This window comes from Mesorhizobium sp. ZC-5 (genome assembly GCF_025753855.1).
GTDB lineage: Bacteria > Pseudomonadota > Alphaproteobacteria > Rhizobiales > Rhizobiaceae > Neomesorhizobium.
The window spans coordinates 189,777-205,156 of record NZ_JAOWPT010000003.1 but is presented as its reverse complement, the minus strand read 5'-3'; the positions used below and the strand labels follow the sequence as shown (position 1 = coordinate 205,156).

The following is a 15,380-nucleotide window of genomic DNA, read 5'->3' as shown; positions in this document are numbered from 1 at the left end:
CGGTCGATGACCACAATCCAGGTTCTCTCCTTCGCCATCATCGCGCTCATGATGGCGGCGTTCGTCTGGGGCCGTTTCCGCTACGATCTCGTCGCGTGCGTCGCCTTGCTCGCCGCGATCGCGACCGGAGTGGTGCCCTTTGATGCTGCCTTTTCAGGCTTCAGCAACGACATCGTCATCATCGTCGGCAGCGCGCTCCTGGTCAGCGCGGGCGTTGCGCGCTCCGGCATCATGGAATTCGCCGTCCAGCGTTATGCGCCGAATGTGACCGGTGTGCGCGCGCAACTCATCCTGCTGGTCGCCGTCGTCACGGTGCTGTCGGCCTTCGTCAAGAACATCGGCGCGTTGGCGATCATGATCCCGATCGCCTTCCAGTTCGCACGCAAGTCGGATACCTCGCCGTCGGTGTTCCTGATGCCGATGGCGTTCGGCGCGCTGCTCGGTGGCCTGATGACGCAGATCGGCACCTCGCCCAACATCGTCGTCTCGCAGATGCGCGAGGAGATCACAGGCACCGCCTTCACCATGTTCGACTTCACGCCGGTCGGCGCCGCTCTAGCGGCCGCCGGCATCGTTTTCCTGGCACTGTTCTACTGGTTGTTGCCGATCCGCAGCCGCGAAGGCGGTTCCATTCAGGAAGCGCTCGACGTCCACAGCTACGTTGCCGAGGCCCGGGTCGTCGCCGACTCGGCCGTCAATGGCAAGACCGTCGCCGACCTTCTGAAGTACGCCGGCGACGAGGTTGTGGTGACCTCGATCCTGCGCTCGCGCGTGATGCGCATCACGCCCCTGCCCGACGCGGTGCTCCGCGAAGGGGATATCATGCTGATCGAAGGCCCGCCGGAAGCGCTCGACCGCGTCGTCGCGCAGGCGCGGCTCAGCGTCACCGGCGACCGCGAAGCCGCGAGTGGCAGCGGCGAGGAACCGTCCACCGCCATCGAGGCCGTCATCGGCGAGCACTCCAGCCTGATCGGCTGGTCCGCGCAGCAGCTTGCGCTCTACGACCGCTTCAACGTCAATCTTCTGGCCGTCAGCCGCAAGGGCGAGCGCATCAGCGAGCGGCTCGGCACGGTCACGCTGAGGCTGGGCGACGTGCTCGTGCTGCAGGGCAATCCGCAGCGGCTGCCGGATATCCTGCGCGAGCTTGGCGCCCTCCCGCTCGCCGAGCGGCCGATCCTGCTCGGCAGCGTACGGCGCGGGGTAGTCCCTGTGCTCATCCTGCTGGCGGCGATGGGTTCCGCTGCCGGCGGCCTGCTGCCGGTGGAAATCGCCTTCTTCGCCGCCGCGGTCGCCATGATGCTGTTTCGCGTCATACCGGCGCGCGACATCTACAACGCCGTCGACGGTCCGATCCTGGTCATGCTTGCCGCGCTGATCCCGGTGAGCGACTCGCTGCGCAGCAGCGGCGCAACCGATCTGATCGCGATGTGGCTCGCCAGCGTCGGTTCCGCCTTGCCGCCGGCCGGAGCGCTGGCGCTGATCGTGGTCGTCGCCATGGCGGTGACGCCGTTCCTCAACAACGCTGCGACGGTGCTGGTGGTGGCGCCGATCGCCGCCGGCTTTGCCGCAACGCTCGGCTACAAGCCGGAAGCCTTCCTGATGGCGGTGGCCATCGGCGCAGGTTGCGATTTCCTCACTCCGATCGGCCACCAGTGCAATACGCTGGTGATGGGTCCGGGCGGCTACCGCTTCAGCGATTATCCGAGGCTGGGTCTGCCGCTGTCGATCCTGGTGATCATCGTCGCCGTGCCGATGCTGATGCTGGTCTGGCCGCTGCGCTAGTGCAAAGACGTCAGACCGCTTTCGCCACCACCGAAAGCTCCGGCTTCGTGTTTATGGTCTGGAAAACCACGCAATAGCGTTCGGTCAGCTTCAGCAGCGTGTCGATGCGTTCCTGCGGTTCGTCGGTGTCGAGGTCGAAAGCCAGCCGGATTGCTCGAAATCCCACCGGCGCGTCCTTCGCCACGCCCAGCGTTCCGCGGAAATCGAGGTCCCCCTCGGCCGAAACCGCAGCGCCGCCAAGCCGGAATTCCAGCGCCGTTGCCACCGCCTTCAGCGTCACGCCCGCGCAGGCCACCAGCGCCTCGAGCAACATGTCACCGGAGCAGAGTTCCAGCCCGCTGCCGCCGGTCGCCGGGTGCAGGCCGGCCACGGCAAGCGCCCTGCCCGTCTCCACCTTGCAGGCGATCGACTGGTCGTCGATCGAGCCCCTGGCCTTGAGCGTTATCAGCGCGCTGCCGGCATCCTGCCGGTAGGCTTCCTTCAGCGGTGTCTGCATCGCCTTCAGATCGGCTGCGTCCATGGCGTTTCTCCCTGCCGGTTTTTCCGGCTATCCTAATGGCCGCTTGCAGATCGAGGAACCGGCGATATCTTCCAATTGCGGCGCCGCAAGCACGAAGTCGTGATCGATGGACGAAGAATCGCGTCTTCAGCGTTTCATACAAACGTCGGAAGATTTTTCAGCAAAGGCCAGGAGGAGAATCCCATGCGAAAGTCACTGTTCCTGTCGGCAGCGGTGCTGTCCGCGGTTATCGGCGCGGCGAGTGCCCAGGACACGACGATGAGTTTCTTCGTCACCAGTGCCGGTTCCGGCAATGGCGCCAATCTCGGCGGCCTCGAAGGTGCGGACGCACTTTGCCAGAAGCTCGCGGAAGCCGCCGGCGTCACCGGCCCGAAAACCTGGCGCGCCTATCTCTCCACCAGCGAGGTCAACGCCAAGGACCGCATCGGCGCCGGTCCATGGTTCAACGCCAAGGGCGAGAAGATCGCCGACGATGTCGCCTCGCTGCACAGCGACGCCAACAACCTTACCAAGCAGACCGCGCTCGATGAAAAGGGCAATGTCATCAACGGTCGCGGCGACACGCCCAACAAGCACGATATCCTGACCGGCTCCATGCCCGATGGGACCAAGAGCGCCGACCAGACCTGCGGCGACTGGACGCTGAGCGGTGCTGATGGTGCCGCGATGGTCGGCCATTCCGATCGCACCGGGCTTGACGATTCGGCGGCCGCCAAATCCTGGAATTCGTCGCACGCCTCGCGCGGTGGCTGCGGCCAGGAGGCGCTGAAAGGCACCGGCGGCGACGGCTTGTTCTACTGCTTCGCGGCTGAATAAGACTCTCCGGCATCCTGCCGTCGGGCGTCACCCCGCCAAACGGCCTCGCTGGCCTCACACTCCGCCGGTTCTGGCGTAGCGCGGCTTGGTCCAGCGCTGGCATAGCCTTGCGCCGCCGGAGGTTTCCGGCGCGGCCGTCTGCTATGGCCGCATCTCGGGCCGCAGGCATCAGCGATGGTCGACACCGCCGTTATCGACACGCGCGAAAAGGTTTTCGCGGGCATCCTTTTGACCAGCCTTGCCTACCTCCTGTTTTCCTTCCAGGACGCCTCGATCAAGCTCCTTGTCGCCGGCTATTCGGTCTGGCAGATCCTGTTTTTCCGCAGTGTCACCATCCTCGTCGGCTGCACGGCGATCGGCGGGCGGCCGCTTATCCGGCAAAGCCTTGCATCGCCGATCGTCAAGCCGATGCTGTTGCGCTCCTTCATCATCCTGTCGGCCTGGCTGTGCTTCTATACGGCGATCGAGCACCTGCAGCTTGCCGAACTCACCACCATCTATTTCGCGGCACCCGTCATCGTCACGCTGCTGTCCGTCTTCATCCTCGACGAAAAAGTGCCGCTGATCCGCTGGGTCGCGGTCCTGCTCGGCTTCGCCGGCGTTTACGTGGCCTGCGACCCGGCGCGGCTCGGCCTTTCCGTGCCAGTGCTCCTGGTGCTTGCCGCCGCCTTCCTGTGGGCGCTGTCGATCGTGCTTCTGCGCAAGATAGCGCTGCAGGAGAGGACGCTGGTGCAACTTGTTCTCAACAATGGGTTTTTCCTGGTCATCGCCGGCCTGCCGATGCTCTGGTTCTGGCAGATGCCAAGTCTCGATGACGCACTGCTGCTCGCCGGCGTCGGGGCGCTAGGCGGGCTTGCCCAGTTCATGCTGTTCGAGGGCATGAAGCGCGCGCCGGTCTCGATCATCGCGCCGTTCGAATACACTTCGCTGGTTTGGTCGTTCATTCTCGGCTACCTGATCTGGCAGGACGTACCGCGCCGCGAAGTCTTTTTCGGCGCCGCGCTGATCTTCTGCGCCGGCCTGCTGATCATCGCCAGCGAGCATTTCCGCAAGCGTATCTTGCCGATCTCACCTCCCTGACCGACGGCCACGACATCGGTCAGGCGTGTCGGCGGTTTCGCCTGCTCGCTCCGAGGATGAGGCAGGCGGCAATCGGGATGCCGAGCGGAAAGCCGCTCGCCTCGATGATCAGCGATGCCACGGTGAACCAGGCAAGCAGCGCCCAGCCTACAAAGGCAGGAACGGGCAAACCTCTGCGATCGAGCCAGATCACCAGCGCTCCAAGCAGGATCATGGGCACGGCAAAACTGCCGACGGTTGCCCAGAAGGCGGCATTGCTGGCGAGGATGTCCAGCCGCTGTGCTTCGAAAGGCCGCCAGTGCTCGTCCGTCCACAGTTGCAGCCGCAGCCAGTCGGGCACATGCGGCAGCGCGTCCTTGCCGAGCACGATGACATGCAGAATGCCAACCGCGACCAGCTCTATTCCGCTCCATCTGATCATTCTTCCGGTCCTTCCAGTTCGCCGCATGAGCAGCCCGATCAGTTGCCATACGGTAGCGTATGTATCGTTTCGGCTTTCCAAAGTCCATACGGTACCGTATGGACTTGAGGTGGGATAGCGAGGAAGGAAAGAGCTGGTGAATGATAAGACAAAGGACCTGAGCCGCGACGACTGGGTTCTGGCCGCCTTGGCGGCGCTCGTCGAGGGCGGCATCGGCGCGGTCAGGGTCGAGCGCCTGGCCAAGGCGCTGAAGGTCAGCAAGGGTTCCTTCTACTGGCACTTCTCCGACCGGCCGGACCTGCTTTCCGCCCTGCTCGACCTTTGGGAACGCGATTTCACGGCGCAGTTGATCGCCAACGCGGCGGATATGCCGACGCCCCGCCAGCGCCTCCTTGCGGTGGCCGATGAAGCGCTGGAAGCAAACATGGACGGGGTGGACGTGGCGCGCGCCGAAGGCGCCTTCAGCGCCTGGGCAGCACTCGATCCGGTTGCTGCCGTCAGGGTGCGTGCCGTGGAGGCGCAGCGCGTCGATTATCTGGTCAGTGAGCTTTCGCTGATGGGCGCCGGTGCAAGAGATGCGCAATCGCTCGCCAGGGGCGTTTATCTGGCACTGCTCGGCGTCTACGCCGCGCGCCGCTACAATCCCGAGCTGGCGCAGGACAGCGTGTTCCGGCATGTCGTCGAACTTGTTCTGGATACCGCCGGGCGACGGCATGAGGCCGAGGCTGAGCCTTGAGCTTGTCGTAGAACAGGCGGCACTTCTTCGCCATTTGTCGTCGTATTGCGCTCAGCTGAGTTCCTGGGCGAGTCCGATGAGAAGTCCCTCAGGCCCGCGGATGTAGCAGAGCCGATACACGTCTTTATACTGCACGACTTCGCCTACGAGCTGCGCACCGCGCGCGCCGAGCCTTTCAAGCGTCTCGTCGACGTCGTCCACGGTGAACATGGCGCGGAGGTAGCCCAGGGCGTTGACCGGGGCGTTCCGGTGATCTGCGACGACTGGCGGCGTGAGGAAGCGGGAGAGTTCGAGCCGGTTGTGGCCGTCCGGTGTGCGCATCATGGCGACCTCGACATGCTGATTGCCCAGTCCGGTGACCCGCCCGGCCCACTCTCCCTCGATCGTGGCTTGCCCTTCGAGTTCGAGGCCGAGTTCGCGAAAGAAATCAATCGTCGTTGCGAGGTCTTCGACGACGATTCCTACATTGTCCATCCGCTTGAGCGCCATGTTTCCAATCTCCAACGTGTCGTTCCAATTACAAGGTATTGCCTGGTCGAACAACGGACGCTTGAGCCACCCCAACACCAGCGACCATCCAAGCCCGATTCGCTGCTGTCCACGTCAGAAGCTTGAATCATGGACCGCCACGGAGGGGAGCGAAAACGGCTACCTTCCATCATTGACCTTCGCCACGCTTCCGCTACCCTTGCCGGCCAAGCGTACATCAGAGACGCGGCAGACAACTGGCTGGGGAGATGCGGCATGATCCTTACCGGTGCGATGCTTCTTGCAGTTATCGCGGCGCTGGTCGCCGTCGCGATCGTGCTCAAATTCCAGCTCGGCTTGAGCTTCACGCAGGCGCTGCTCTACGCACCGCTGAAGCTCGCCTGGCGTGTCCAGGACCAGCGCATCGCCGTCGCCCGCGATGCCGAGACACCTGTCATCTACGCCATCTCGCATCAGTCGAAGCTCGACCCCGCGCTGATGCTCTCGCTGCTGCCCGAGCAGACCTTGCACATCCTCGACGACTATTCCGCCAAATCGATGTGGCTCGAGCCGTGGCGCGAACTCGCCCGCACCATCGCCTTCAATGCCGAGCATGTGTTCGTCAGCCGGCGCCTGGTGCGCCATTTGCGCGGCAGGGGCCGCCTCGCCGTCTATCTTCCCGATGCCGTCGAACCGGACACCAAATCCTTCAGGCTGTTCCGTGCCGTTGCCCGTATCGCGCTGAAAGCGGACGCCAAGATCGTGCCGATCGTCATCGGCGGCGCCCGCCACCTGCCGATGTCATCGACGCCTGCCGAGCAGGCGCCGCGGCGCTGGTTTCCCGAACTTCGCCTCAGCGTGCTCGAGCCGATGACGATTGCCGCGCTGATGGAGAGCGCCGGCGCCCAGCAGGCGACCGCGTCGAGTGCGCTGTTCGACCGCATCGCCGAGGCGCGCGTTGCAGCCGGCGATCCATCGCGCACGATCTTCAAGGCGGTCCGCGACGCCGCGCTGCGTTTCGGTCCGTCGCGCACCATCGTCGAGGACGTCGTCAGCGGCTCGATGACCTATCGCAACCTGCTGATCGCGGCGCGCGTGCTCGCCGGCCGTTTCGCGCACATCGATCAGCCTGGCGAGGCGGTCGGGCTGATGCTCCCCAATGCCAATGGCATCGCCATCTCGTTCCTCGCCTTGCAGTCGGCCGGGCGGGTGACGGCGATGATCAACTATACCGCCGGCACAGCCAGCGTCTCGGCGGCGATCCGCACCGCCACCATCCGCACCGTGATCTCGTCGCGCGCCTTCGTCGAAAAGGCCAATCTCGGCGATGTCGTGCAGGCGATCGAACAGGCGGGGGTCAAAATCGTCTGGCTGGAAGAGTTGCGCGACAAAGTGACGATCTTCGAAAAGGCGCTTGGCGCGCTTTTCTGGCGCTTCGCGGTGACCGATCGGGACCCGGCCAAACCCGCCGTCATTCTGTTCACCTCGGGTTCCGAAGGCCTGCCCAAGGGCGTCGTGCTATCGCACAAGAACCTGATCGCCAATGCCATGCAGGCGGAGGCGCGGCTCACCCTCACCCCTGAAGACACGCTGCTCAACGTGCTGCCGGCGTTCCACTCCTTCGGTCTTACCGCTGGCACCCTGCTGCCGCTGCTGATCGGCGTGCGGCTTTTCCTTTATCCCTCGCCGCTCCACTACAAGCTGATTCCGGAAATCGCGGCCAAGGCGAAACCCACTATACTGGTCGGCACAGATACCTTCCTCAACGGTTATGCGCGCACCGCCAAGGACAGCGACTTCGCCAGCCTGCGGCTGGTGGTCGCCGGCGCGGAGGCCGTCAAACCGGAAACCCGCCGCGTCTGGCGCGAACGCTTCGGCGCCGAGATCGTCGAAGGTTTCGGGTTGACGGAGGCGGCTCCGGTGGTTGCCGTAAACACGGCGAGCCATGGACGCGACGGCACCGTCGGCCGGCTGTTTCCCGGCATGCGCATGAAGCTCGAGCCGGTCGAGGGCATCGCCGAGGGCGGTCGCCTGTTCCTCTCCGGCCCGAACGTCATGATGGGCTACATGACCGCCGACAGGCCCGGCGAATTGCAGCCCCTGCTCGACGGCTGGCACGACACCGGCGACATCGTTTCGGTCGACCGCGAGGGCTTCATCTCGATTCGCGGCCGCGCCAAGCGTTTCGCCAAGATCGGCGGCGAGATGGTGTCGCTCGGCGCCGTCGAGATGCTCGTCCAGGCGCTGTGGCCGGAAGAGCATCACGCGGCGGTCTCCGTCCCCGACAAGCGCAAGGGCGAGCGCATCGTCCTGGTCACTACCGCCGACGCGGCCGACACCAAATCGCTGCGGCAATACGGCAAGAAGGCCGGCGCCACCGAACTGATGGTTCCCGACGACATCATCAAGATCGAGGAGATGCCGGTGCTTGGTTCGGGCAAGACCGACTACACCGCCGCCCGCCGCATTGCCGTGGAACGGCTCGGGCTGGAGGCCGCGGCGTAAGCTTCAGCCGGTGGAGACATCGGGTTTGATCTCGCCACCCTCCGCCAGGGCTTCCGCCTCAGCCTGTCGCGCGCGGCGCGCATAGGCGGTGAAGCTCCAGGGCAGGAAGGCGAAATAGGCGATCGCCGACGCGGTCAGCGTCTGCCATGTATAGGTCGCCAGCAGAAGCACGTAGAAGACGACGCCGAGGATCAGCGGCATCACCATGTCGCCGCGAATTTTCTTGCCGGCCGTCTTGCCCGAGTAGACCGGCAAGCGACTGACCAGCAGCAAGGCAACGAGCACGGTGAAGCCCGAACTGATGAAGGCTCCGAGAACGTTCAGCGGCATGCCGATGAAGCCGAGATAGACCGGCAGCAGCACCAGAACGGCGCCGGCCGGCGCCGGCACGCCGACGAAATAGTCGGCCTGCCAGACGGGCCGCTCGGTGTCCTCGTCGAGCACGTTGAAGCGCGCCAGCCTCAAGCCGCAGGCGATCGCGAACAGCAGCGCGGCAATCCAGCCGATCGGCCCCGCCCGGTCGAGCAGATAGGCGTAGAGCACCAGTGCCGGCGCCACGCCGAAATTGACGATATCGGCCAGCGAATCCATCTGCGCGCCGAATTTCGACTGCGCCTTCAGCCGCCGCGCGATTCGCCCGTCGATGCCGTCCAGGAAAGCCGCGATCAGCACCATCATCACCGCGGTCTCGAACCGGTGCTCGAATGCGAGCCTGATGCCCGACAGGCCGGCACAGATCGCCAGCACGGTGATCAGATTGGGGATCAGCATCCGGAGCGGAATCTCCTGGATGCGCGGGCCGCCCCTGCCATGTGGTTCGAATTTGTGGAAGAAGCCGGGCATCTGCTTACGAGATACGGACAAGCGGCGCAGCCGCGTTGCCGCCGAACTCGGCGATCACCGTTTCGCCGCCGACCGATGTCTGGCCGACAGCGACCCGCGGCTTCGCCTGCCTGGGCAGGTACACGTCGAGCCGCGACCCGAAACGGATCAACCCGATCCGCTCGCCGGTGCCGATGTTCGAATTGGTCTCGACGAAACAGACGATACGGCGCGCAACGAGGCCTGCAACCTGCACCACGCCGACGATGCCGTTGGGACTGTCGATGACCAGGCCGTTGCGCTCGTTCTCGCTGCTTGCCTTGTCGAGTTCGGCATTGAGGAACTTGCCGGGCCGATGTTCGATCCGGGTGATCTTGCCGCGCACCGGCGAGCGGTTCACGTGACAGGAAAAGACGTTCATGAACACCGAGATACGCGTCATTTCGTCGAGGCCAAGGCCAAGCTCGCGCGGCGGCACCGCAGGTCCGATCGAAGACACGACACCGTCGGCCGGGCTGATCACCAGCCGGTCGTCGACCGGCGTCACCCGCTCCGGATCGCGGAAGAAATAAGTGCACCAGCCCGTCAGGATCAAACCGACCCAGAACAGGAAGGTCGAGAACAGGCCGAGAATCAGCGTCACGCCAGCGAAGGCAGCGATGAACGGCCAGCCCTCGCGGTGGATCGGGACGAACGTGTTGCGCACTGTTTCGACGAGACTCATCGAGAACCGGCTCCAGCTAGAACAAAATCAGAGCAAGGACACCTGCTCCAGACCAACCTGAATTCTTGGTTGGGCGTGCTTAGCGGATATGGCCTTTGATCGCAACGCGGCAATGCCGCCGGCTGCTCTCAGTTCTCGAACTCCGCCGTCCGCCGCCGCACCACAACGCCGAGTTCGTCGGTTTCGCGGGCGATGCGCAGCCGCTCCTCGGCTTCTGTCGCTTCGCGCTGGCGGTCCCACATCGCGGCATAGAGCCCGCGCTCGCGCATAAGGTCGAGATGGGTACCGCGCTCGGCGATCTGGCCGTCCTTGAGGACGATGATCTCGTCGGCCGAGATCACCGTCGACAGCCGGTGCGCGATGACGATGGTGGTGCGGCCTCGGCTGACAAGGTCGAGCGCCGCCTGGATTTCCTGCTCCGTGTGCGTGTCCAGCGCCGACGTCGCCTCATCAAGCATCAGGATTGGCGGTGCTTTCAGAATGGTGCGGGCGATCGCCACCCGCTGCTTCTCGCCGCCTGAAAGCTTCAGGCCGCGCTCGCCGACCATCGACTTGTAACCCGCCGGCAGGGCTTCGATGAAGCTGCCGATCTGCGCAAGATCGGCGGCCTTCTCGATCTCGGCCTGGCTGGCGTCGATCCGGCCGTAGCGGATGTTGTAGGCGATGGTGTCGTTGAACAGCACGGTGTCCTGCGGCACCATGCCGATCGACGCGCGCAGGCTTTCCTGCGCCACCTCGCGGACATCCTGCCCATCGATCAGGATGGCGCCCTGCTGGATGTCGTAGAAGCGGAACAGGAGGCGCGAGATCGTCGACTTGCCCGCGCCCGAAGGCCCGACGATCGCGACAGTCTTGCCGGCGGGAACCTTGAAGCTGATGCCCTTGAGTATCGGACGGTCTGGATCGTAGGCGAAATGCACGTCGCGGAACTCCACCGCGCCCTCGCTCACCTTGAGCGGCTTGGCCCCGGGACGGTCCGTCACCTCCTGGGGCACGTCGAGAAGATCGAACATCTGCTCGATGTCGGTCAGCCCCTGGCGGATCTCGCGATAGATGAAGCCGATGAAGTTCAGCGGCACCGAAAGCTGCATCAGCATGGCATTGATGAAGACGAAATCGCCGATCGATTGCGTGCCGGCCATCACTTCCCGCGCCGACATCACCATGGCGATGGCCATGCCGACGCCGAAGATCAGCCCCTGGCCGAAGTTCAGCCAGCCGAGCGACGTCCAGGTTTTTGTCGCCGCGGCCTCATATCGGGCCATGGAATGGTCAAAACGCTCGGCCTCCATGCGCTCATTGTTGAAATATTTGACCGTCTCGAAGTTGAGCAGCGAGTCGATCGCCTTGGTGTTGGCATCGGTGTCGCTGTCGTTCATCTCGCGCCGGATCGAGATCCGCCAGTCGCTCGCCCGAACCGTGAACCAGGTATAGACCGCCACCGTCACCGCGACGACGACGACGTAGAGCCAGCCATAAGCAACGGCGAAGATCACCGCCGTCAGCGCGAATTCGAGGATCGTCGGCAAGGTATTTAGAATTGTGAACCGGACGATCGTCTCAATGCCCTTGGTGCCGCGCTCGATGATGCGCGACAGGCCGCCGGTACGCCGCTCCAGGTGAAAACGCAGCGACAGATTGTGCATGTGGACGAAGGTCTTGTAGGCCAGTTGCCGCACCGCATGCTGGCCGACCTGCGCGAACAGCGCATCGCGCAGCTGGTTGAAACCCCACTGGACGATCCGCACCACATTGTATGCAATCACCAGCATGACCGGCGCCAGCATGAAAGCCGGCAGCGGCGGCGCCGACCTGAAATCATGCGCCAGCGCGTCGGTTGCCCATTTGAAAAAATACGGCACGCCGATCAGCGTCACCTTGGCGACGACCAGGAAGATTGTCGCCCAGACGACGCGAAGCTTGAGGTCGGGGCGCTCCGCCGGCCACATATAGGGCCAGAGATTGCGCAACGTATCGAGGGTTGAGCCGGATTCGGCGGAAACGGTTTTGCTGGCCAACGTGCTTGCTTTCGAACTTTTCGTTGCCGCGTCAGGAAGCCGCGCAGCAGGAATCGATGAATGTGGAAACGGAGAGCGAGAGGCCTGCCAACGCTTCGCGGTCGAGTTCGTAGCGCGAGCGCTGCTTTTCCGGAGAAAAACGCACAAGTCCCGCATCGACGAGAATTTTCAGATGTTGCGAAACCGTGGACTGGGCGAGATCGAGATGGCCGACGACATCCTTGCAGCAACAACACCCGCAGCCGGCCAGATATTGCAAAATCTCGATGCGGGCGGGATGCGACAACGCAGCCAGCTTCGGCGCCAGGCTGCCGGCGCGCAGTGCTTGTCCGTTACAGTCGAATGGCTGAGACCTGCTTTCCATAGTTCATCGTCGATAGACGATGAAGGCCGCTGATGCAACCTCGATGGCGCTAGAGTGGCGCTTTTGCAGGCGGTGGCGCCGACTGATCCTTGACGGCGGTCATGTCGGCATCATCACCCTCGGGCGTCTTTTCCGGAACGCTGAAAACCTGACCCGGCCAGATGCGGTCGGGATCGCTGATCTGATCCTGATTGGCGAGGTAAATCGTCGAATAGCGAACGCCGCGGCCATAAACCCGGCGCGAGATCCGCCACAACGTGTCGCCCCGGCGGATGATGACGGCACCGTCCACGCTCTGCAATTTGGGCGCCACAGTCGCCGCTTCACCGGCTGCTGCCTGCTGGTCGGGAACTGGGGTGGGAGCGGCTCCCGCAGGAGCCGCCTCCGCAGGCCGAGATCCCGAGGTTGCCGTTTCGATAGATGGCGCGGTACCGGTGGCAGCCGGGGGCACGGGCGCAGTTGTGGGCGCGCCCGCTGTAGCGGGCGACCCAACCGGATCGGCTGCTTTCGGATCGGCAGCTTGAGCAGGATCCGTGGCAGGCTGCGGCGTCGACGCTTCTGGTGCGGCTTCGGGCGCCACGGCTGCAACCGCCTCACCCGGCTCGCGCTCGAACGGAACGGCAGCACGCGCCACCACCTTACCGCCATCTGGCTCCAGCCCATCGGCGCGGATGATGTAGTCGCCGACCGGCAGATCGCGCTCCGCCTCGATCAGGAAACGCCCGCTCGGAGACGCCAGCGCCTCTCCCAGCAGGATGTCGTTCGCATAGACGCGCACCCGGCGCCCGGGATCTGCGGCACCGGCGACAAACACCTTGCGGCCCTCGATCTCGACCGCATCGACGGCGACCCTCGGCTCGGTATTGGCCTGCGCCGGTTGCGGTGCAGGTTCGGCCGGCTTCGGGGGAGCGGAAGCCTCCGCGGCAGGCTCGGAATTCTCCTTCGCCGGCTGCTCCAGCGTCGCGGCCACGGTCTTCTCTTCGCTGGCGGGCGGCGTTTTGTTCTCGGCGGCGGCGGGCTCATCAGGCTGCACCGGCTTCTCGGGTGCGTCCGGCGCCTTGGCGTCGGTCATGACCTCCTGCTTCGGCTCCACCGGCTGTGGCACCGTGATCAGCTTGCTTGGTTCGCCCGCCTTTTCAACCAGCGCCAGGACCTGGCCGTCCTTCTGTTCCGGGATCGATACCACCGCCGTTTCCGGTGATGTCGCAACCACCTTGTCTTCGGTGGTCGAACGCAGCACGAGTTCATGACCGCCGGGCTTCAACGGTTCATCGAGCACAACGGCGAAATCGCCGTCCGCGCCAGCCTTGGTCGTGCCCAGCACCTGTGCACCTGCAACGATCTCCACGGTTGCTCCGGGAGCCGCCTTGCCGGCAATGACGAGCGAACCGTCCGGTTCGGCACGCACCAGATCGAAGGAAGGCGGGATAATCGCGGGAACTGCGGCCTCGGGAGCAGGCACCGCGGGTTTGACAGCCTCGGGGATCGTGGCGGGCGCCGGCAGCGGCGGTTGCGGCAGCCGCTGGCCCTTGGGCGATGCCGGATCGGCAGATGGCGCAGGCTCTTGCAGGGCCGCGACGGCCGCAACCTTCGGCTCGGACAGGTAGGGATCGAGAGCACCCGAGACGTAGGCGGTCGTCACCCCCGCAGTCGCACCTCCGGCAATGAATAAAAATGCCTTGAATGGGTTGATGACCATGATTCCTTGCCCTTAGCCGCCTAACCCGGTCTATCCTGTTTTGAAAAGAGCGACAAGAAAAAGCCCCTGAAGCCTTGACCTGATCCGTGACTGCCGATCAATCAGTTGCATGACTGCGATTCGATCCATCTGTGTTTATTGCGGCTCTTCCACTGGCCGCGGCGATCTCTACATGACAGCCGGGCTTGAACTCGGGCGGACCATCGGCCGCGCTGGAGTCCGGCTTGTCTACGGTGGCGGCACCAAGGGTATCATGGGCGCCGTTGCCAAGGGGACAGCCGAGGCAGGCGGCCAGGTTACCGGCATCATCCCGCGCTTCCTGATGAACAAGGAAGCAACCGAAAAGGCGCTTGGCGGACTCGACGAACTTGTCATCACCGACAACATGCACCAGCGCAAGCACATCATGTTCGAAAAATCCGACGCCTTTGTGGCGCTTCCCGGCGGTATTGGCACCGTCGAGGAGATCGTCGAGATCATGACCTGGGCGCAACTCGGCCATCACCGCAAGCCGGTCGTGTTCTGCAACATCAACGGCTTCTGGAACCCGATGGTCGCGCTGCTGGATCACATGCAGGCGGAAGGCTTTATCCACACGTCGCATCTGGTCAAGCCGCTGATCGTCGACAGCGCCGAGGCCGCGGTCGAGGTGATCCTCGAAGCCTCCGCAGACAAGGGCGTGCCCTCGCCCGGAGACGACGCCGTCATCGACAAGATGTGACGTCGAAACCTACTGTGCCACGGCGCGGTAGTCCGCGATATAGTCGCCCGACGCTCTGATTTCGTCCTCGTGCCCGACCTCGCGCCAGGTTTCAGCCAACGCGGCGTCGTACCACTCACGCATCGCCGGCAGGGCGCGGATCATCTCGGCGTAAGCGTTGGCGCGGTTCCCGAAATCTAGGTCGAAGATCAGCGCCCGAAACGTGACGGGCGCGAAAAAGGCATCGACCGCGCTGAAGGCTGCACCAGCCAGGAACGGTCCGCCGAAGCGGTCCAGGCCTTCCTGCCACAATTCACCGACCCGCTTAATATCGCGCAGCAGCCCTGCCGGTCGCTCGCGAAGCCGCACGCGAACGCCGCAACTCATGCCGCAGGTGTTGCGCAAATCCTGGAAGGAGGAGTGCATCTCGGCGGATGCAGAGCGAGCCCAGGCGCGGGCTACCGGATCAGCGGGCCAAACGCCCGGATGGCGTTCGGCGAGATATTCGACGATCGCCAGCGAATCCCAGACCGCAATATCGCCGTCGTGCAGGCAAGGCACTCGCCCGGTCGGTGAAAACGGCCGGTAGGTCTCATAGCTCGGACCGGACGGAAACGGTATCTGCCGCTCGGCGAAGGGGATGCCGAGCGTGCGCATCAGCAGCCACGGCCGCAGCGACCATGACGAATAATTCTTGTTGGCTATAAGAAGCTCGTACATGAGGT

15 protein-coding genes are annotated in these 15,380 nt (G+C 64.2%); 6 read left to right on the top strand and 9 right to left on the bottom strand.

Going from position 1 to position 15,380, the window contains the following annotated elements; translation table 11 throughout:
* Positions 1-6: 6 nt before the first annotated feature.
* Positions 7-1,782, top strand: coding sequence for an SLC13 family permease (locus tag OHD58_RS09530; RefSeq protein ID WP_263802977.1), 1,776 nt, complete (start codon positions 7-9; stop codon positions 1,780-1,782).
* 10 nt (positions 1,783-1,792) lie between these two features.
* On the opposite strand, the gene OHD58_RS09525 is transcribed toward OHD58_RS09530, so the two are convergent.
* Positions 1,793-2,302, bottom strand: coding sequence for an OsmC family protein (locus tag OHD58_RS09525; RefSeq protein ID WP_263802976.1), 510 nt, complete (start codon positions 2,300-2,302; stop codon positions 1,793-1,795).
* Positions 2,303-2,485: 183 nt separating this feature from the next.
* Here OHD58_RS09525 and OHD58_RS09520 point away from each other — a divergent pair, with 183 nt between their 5' ends.
* Both OHD58_RS09520 and OHD58_RS09515 read left to right on the top strand, forming a co-directional pair.
* Positions 2,486-3,118: a hypothetical protein gene (locus tag OHD58_RS09520; RefSeq protein ID WP_263802975.1), complete on the top strand. Its 633-nt coding sequence runs from the start codon at positions 2,486-2,488 to the stop codon at positions 3,116-3,118.
* 174 nt (positions 3,119-3,292) lie between these two features.
* On the top strand, positions 3,293-4,198 hold the full coding sequence (locus OHD58_RS09515) for a DMT family transporter (protein WP_263802974.1): 906 nt from the start codon (positions 3,293-3,295) through the stop codon (positions 4,196-4,198).
* A gap of 19 nt (positions 4,199-4,217) precedes the next feature.
* Here OHD58_RS09515 and OHD58_RS09510 read toward each other — a convergent pair whose 3' ends face one another.
* On the bottom strand, positions 4,218-4,619 hold the full coding sequence (locus tag OHD58_RS09510) for a DUF6463 family protein (protein ID WP_263802973.1): 402 nt from the start codon (positions 4,617-4,619) through the stop codon (positions 4,218-4,220).
* A 136-nt stretch (positions 4,620-4,755) separates the two neighbouring features.
* Here OHD58_RS09510 and OHD58_RS09505 point away from each other — a divergent pair, with 136 nt between their 5' ends.
* A complete protein-coding gene (locus tag OHD58_RS09505; protein WP_263802972.1) occupies positions 4,756-5,355 on the top strand; it encodes a TetR/AcrR family transcriptional regulator in 600 nt (199 codons plus the stop codon).
* 51 nt (positions 5,356-5,406) lie between these two features.
* Here OHD58_RS09505 and OHD58_RS09500 read toward each other — a convergent pair whose 3' ends face one another.
* Positions 5,407-5,844: a VOC family protein gene (locus OHD58_RS09500; protein ID WP_263802971.1), complete on the bottom strand. Its 438-nt coding sequence runs from the start codon at positions 5,842-5,844 to the stop codon at positions 5,407-5,409.
* Positions 5,845-6,099: 255 nt separating this feature from the next.
* On the opposite strand from OHD58_RS09500, the gene OHD58_RS09495 reads away from it, so the two are divergent.
* Positions 6,100-8,328 (top strand): AMP-binding protein, encoded by a 2,229-nt coding sequence (locus OHD58_RS09495; RefSeq protein WP_263802970.1) that lies wholly within the window; start codon positions 6,100-6,102, stop codon positions 8,326-8,328.
* Positions 8,329-8,331: 3 nt separating this feature from the next.
* Here OHD58_RS09495 and pssA read toward each other — a convergent pair whose 3' ends face one another.
* The 5 genes from pssA to OHD58_RS09470 form a co-directional block, all read right to left on the bottom strand.
* The gene (pssA, locus tag OHD58_RS09490; protein WP_263803580.1) at positions 8,332-9,171 is read right to left on the bottom strand and encodes a CDP-diacylglycerol--serine O-phosphatidyltransferase; all 840 of its coding nucleotides are present in this window, start codon (positions 9,169-9,171) and stop codon (positions 8,332-8,334) included.
* 4 nt (positions 9,172-9,175) lie between these two features.
* On the bottom strand, positions 9,176-9,874 hold the full coding sequence (locus OHD58_RS09485; RefSeq protein ID WP_263802969.1) for a phosphatidylserine decarboxylase: 699 nt from the start codon (positions 9,872-9,874) through the stop codon (positions 9,176-9,178).
* A 128-nt stretch (positions 9,875-10,002) separates the two neighbouring features.
* Entirely contained in the window at positions 10,003-11,892 is a 1,890-nt protein-coding gene (locus OHD58_RS09480) for an ABCB family ABC transporter ATP-binding protein/permease (RefSeq protein ID WP_263802968.1), read from the bottom strand.
* A 31-nt stretch (positions 11,893-11,923) separates the two neighbouring features.
* Positions 11,924-12,256 carry an ArsR/SmtB family transcription factor gene (locus OHD58_RS09475; RefSeq protein WP_263802967.1) on the bottom strand — a complete coding sequence of 111 codons (333 nt, stop codon included), beginning with the start codon at positions 12,254-12,256 and terminating at the stop codon, positions 11,924-11,926.
* Positions 12,257-12,305: 49 nt separating this feature from the next.
* Positions 12,306-13,955, bottom strand: a complete 1,650-nt coding sequence (locus OHD58_RS09470; protein ID WP_263802966.1) for an Ig-like domain-containing protein — start codon at positions 13,953-13,955, stop codon at positions 12,306-12,308.
* 109 nt (positions 13,956-14,064) lie between these two features.
* Here OHD58_RS09470 and OHD58_RS09465 point away from each other — a divergent pair, with 109 nt between their 5' ends.
* On the top strand, positions 14,065-14,676 hold the full coding sequence (locus OHD58_RS09465) for a TIGR00730 family Rossman fold protein (RefSeq protein WP_263802965.1): 612 nt from the start codon (positions 14,065-14,067) through the stop codon (positions 14,674-14,676).
* A gap of 9 nt (positions 14,677-14,685) precedes the next feature.
* On the opposite strand, the gene OHD58_RS09460 is transcribed toward OHD58_RS09465, so the two are convergent.
* Positions 14,686-15,375, bottom strand: coding sequence for a glutathione S-transferase (locus tag OHD58_RS09460; protein WP_263802964.1), 690 nt, complete (start codon positions 15,373-15,375; stop codon positions 14,686-14,688).
* Between the last annotated feature and the right edge of the window lie 5 nt (positions 15,376-15,380).

Coding starts and splice junctions, on each gene's coding strand:
- OHD58_RS09520 (WP_263802975.1), top strand. CDS start 2,486: ATGCGAAAGTCACTGTTCCTGTCGGCAGCGGTGCTGTCCGCGGTTATC.
- OHD58_RS09515 (WP_263802974.1), top strand. CDS start 3,293: ATGGTCGACACCGCCGTTATCGACACGCGCGAAAAGGTTTTCGCGGGC.
- OHD58_RS09525 (WP_263802976.1), bottom strand. CDS start 2,302: ATGGACGCAGCCGATCTGAAGGCGATGCAGACACCGCTGAAGGAAGCC.
- OHD58_RS09530 (WP_263802977.1), top strand. CDS start 7: ATGACCACAATCCAGGTTCTCTCCTTCGCCATCATCGCGCTCATGATG.
- OHD58_RS09500 (WP_263802971.1), bottom strand. CDS start 5,844: ATGGCGCTCAAGCGGATGGACAATGTAGGAATCGTCGTCGAAGACCTC.
- OHD58_RS09485 (WP_263802969.1), bottom strand. CDS start 9,874: ATGAGTCTCGTCGAAACAGTGCGCAACACGTTCGTCCCGATCCACCGC.
- OHD58_RS09495 (WP_263802970.1), top strand. CDS start 6,100: ATGATCCTTACCGGTGCGATGCTTCTTGCAGTTATCGCGGCGCTGGTC.
- OHD58_RS09470 (WP_263802966.1), bottom strand. CDS start 13,955: ATGGTCATCAACCCATTCAAGGCATTTTTATTCATTGCCGGAGGTGCG.
- OHD58_RS09510 (WP_263802973.1), bottom strand. CDS start 4,619: ATGATCAGATGGAGCGGAATAGAGCTGGTCGCGGTTGGCATTCTGCAT.
- OHD58_RS09475 (WP_263802967.1), bottom strand. CDS start 12,256: ATGGAAAGCAGGTCTCAGCCATTCGACTGTAACGGACAAGCACTGCGC.
- pssA (WP_263803580.1), bottom strand. CDS start 9,171: ATGCCCGGCTTCTTCCACAAATTCGAACCACATGGCAGGGGCGGCCCG.
- OHD58_RS09465 (WP_263802965.1), top strand. CDS start 14,065: ATGACTGCGATTCGATCCATCTGTGTTTATTGCGGCTCTTCCACTGGC.
- OHD58_RS09460 (WP_263802964.1), bottom strand. CDS start 15,375: ATGTACGAGCTTCTTATAGCCAACAAGAATTATTCGTCATGGTCGCTG.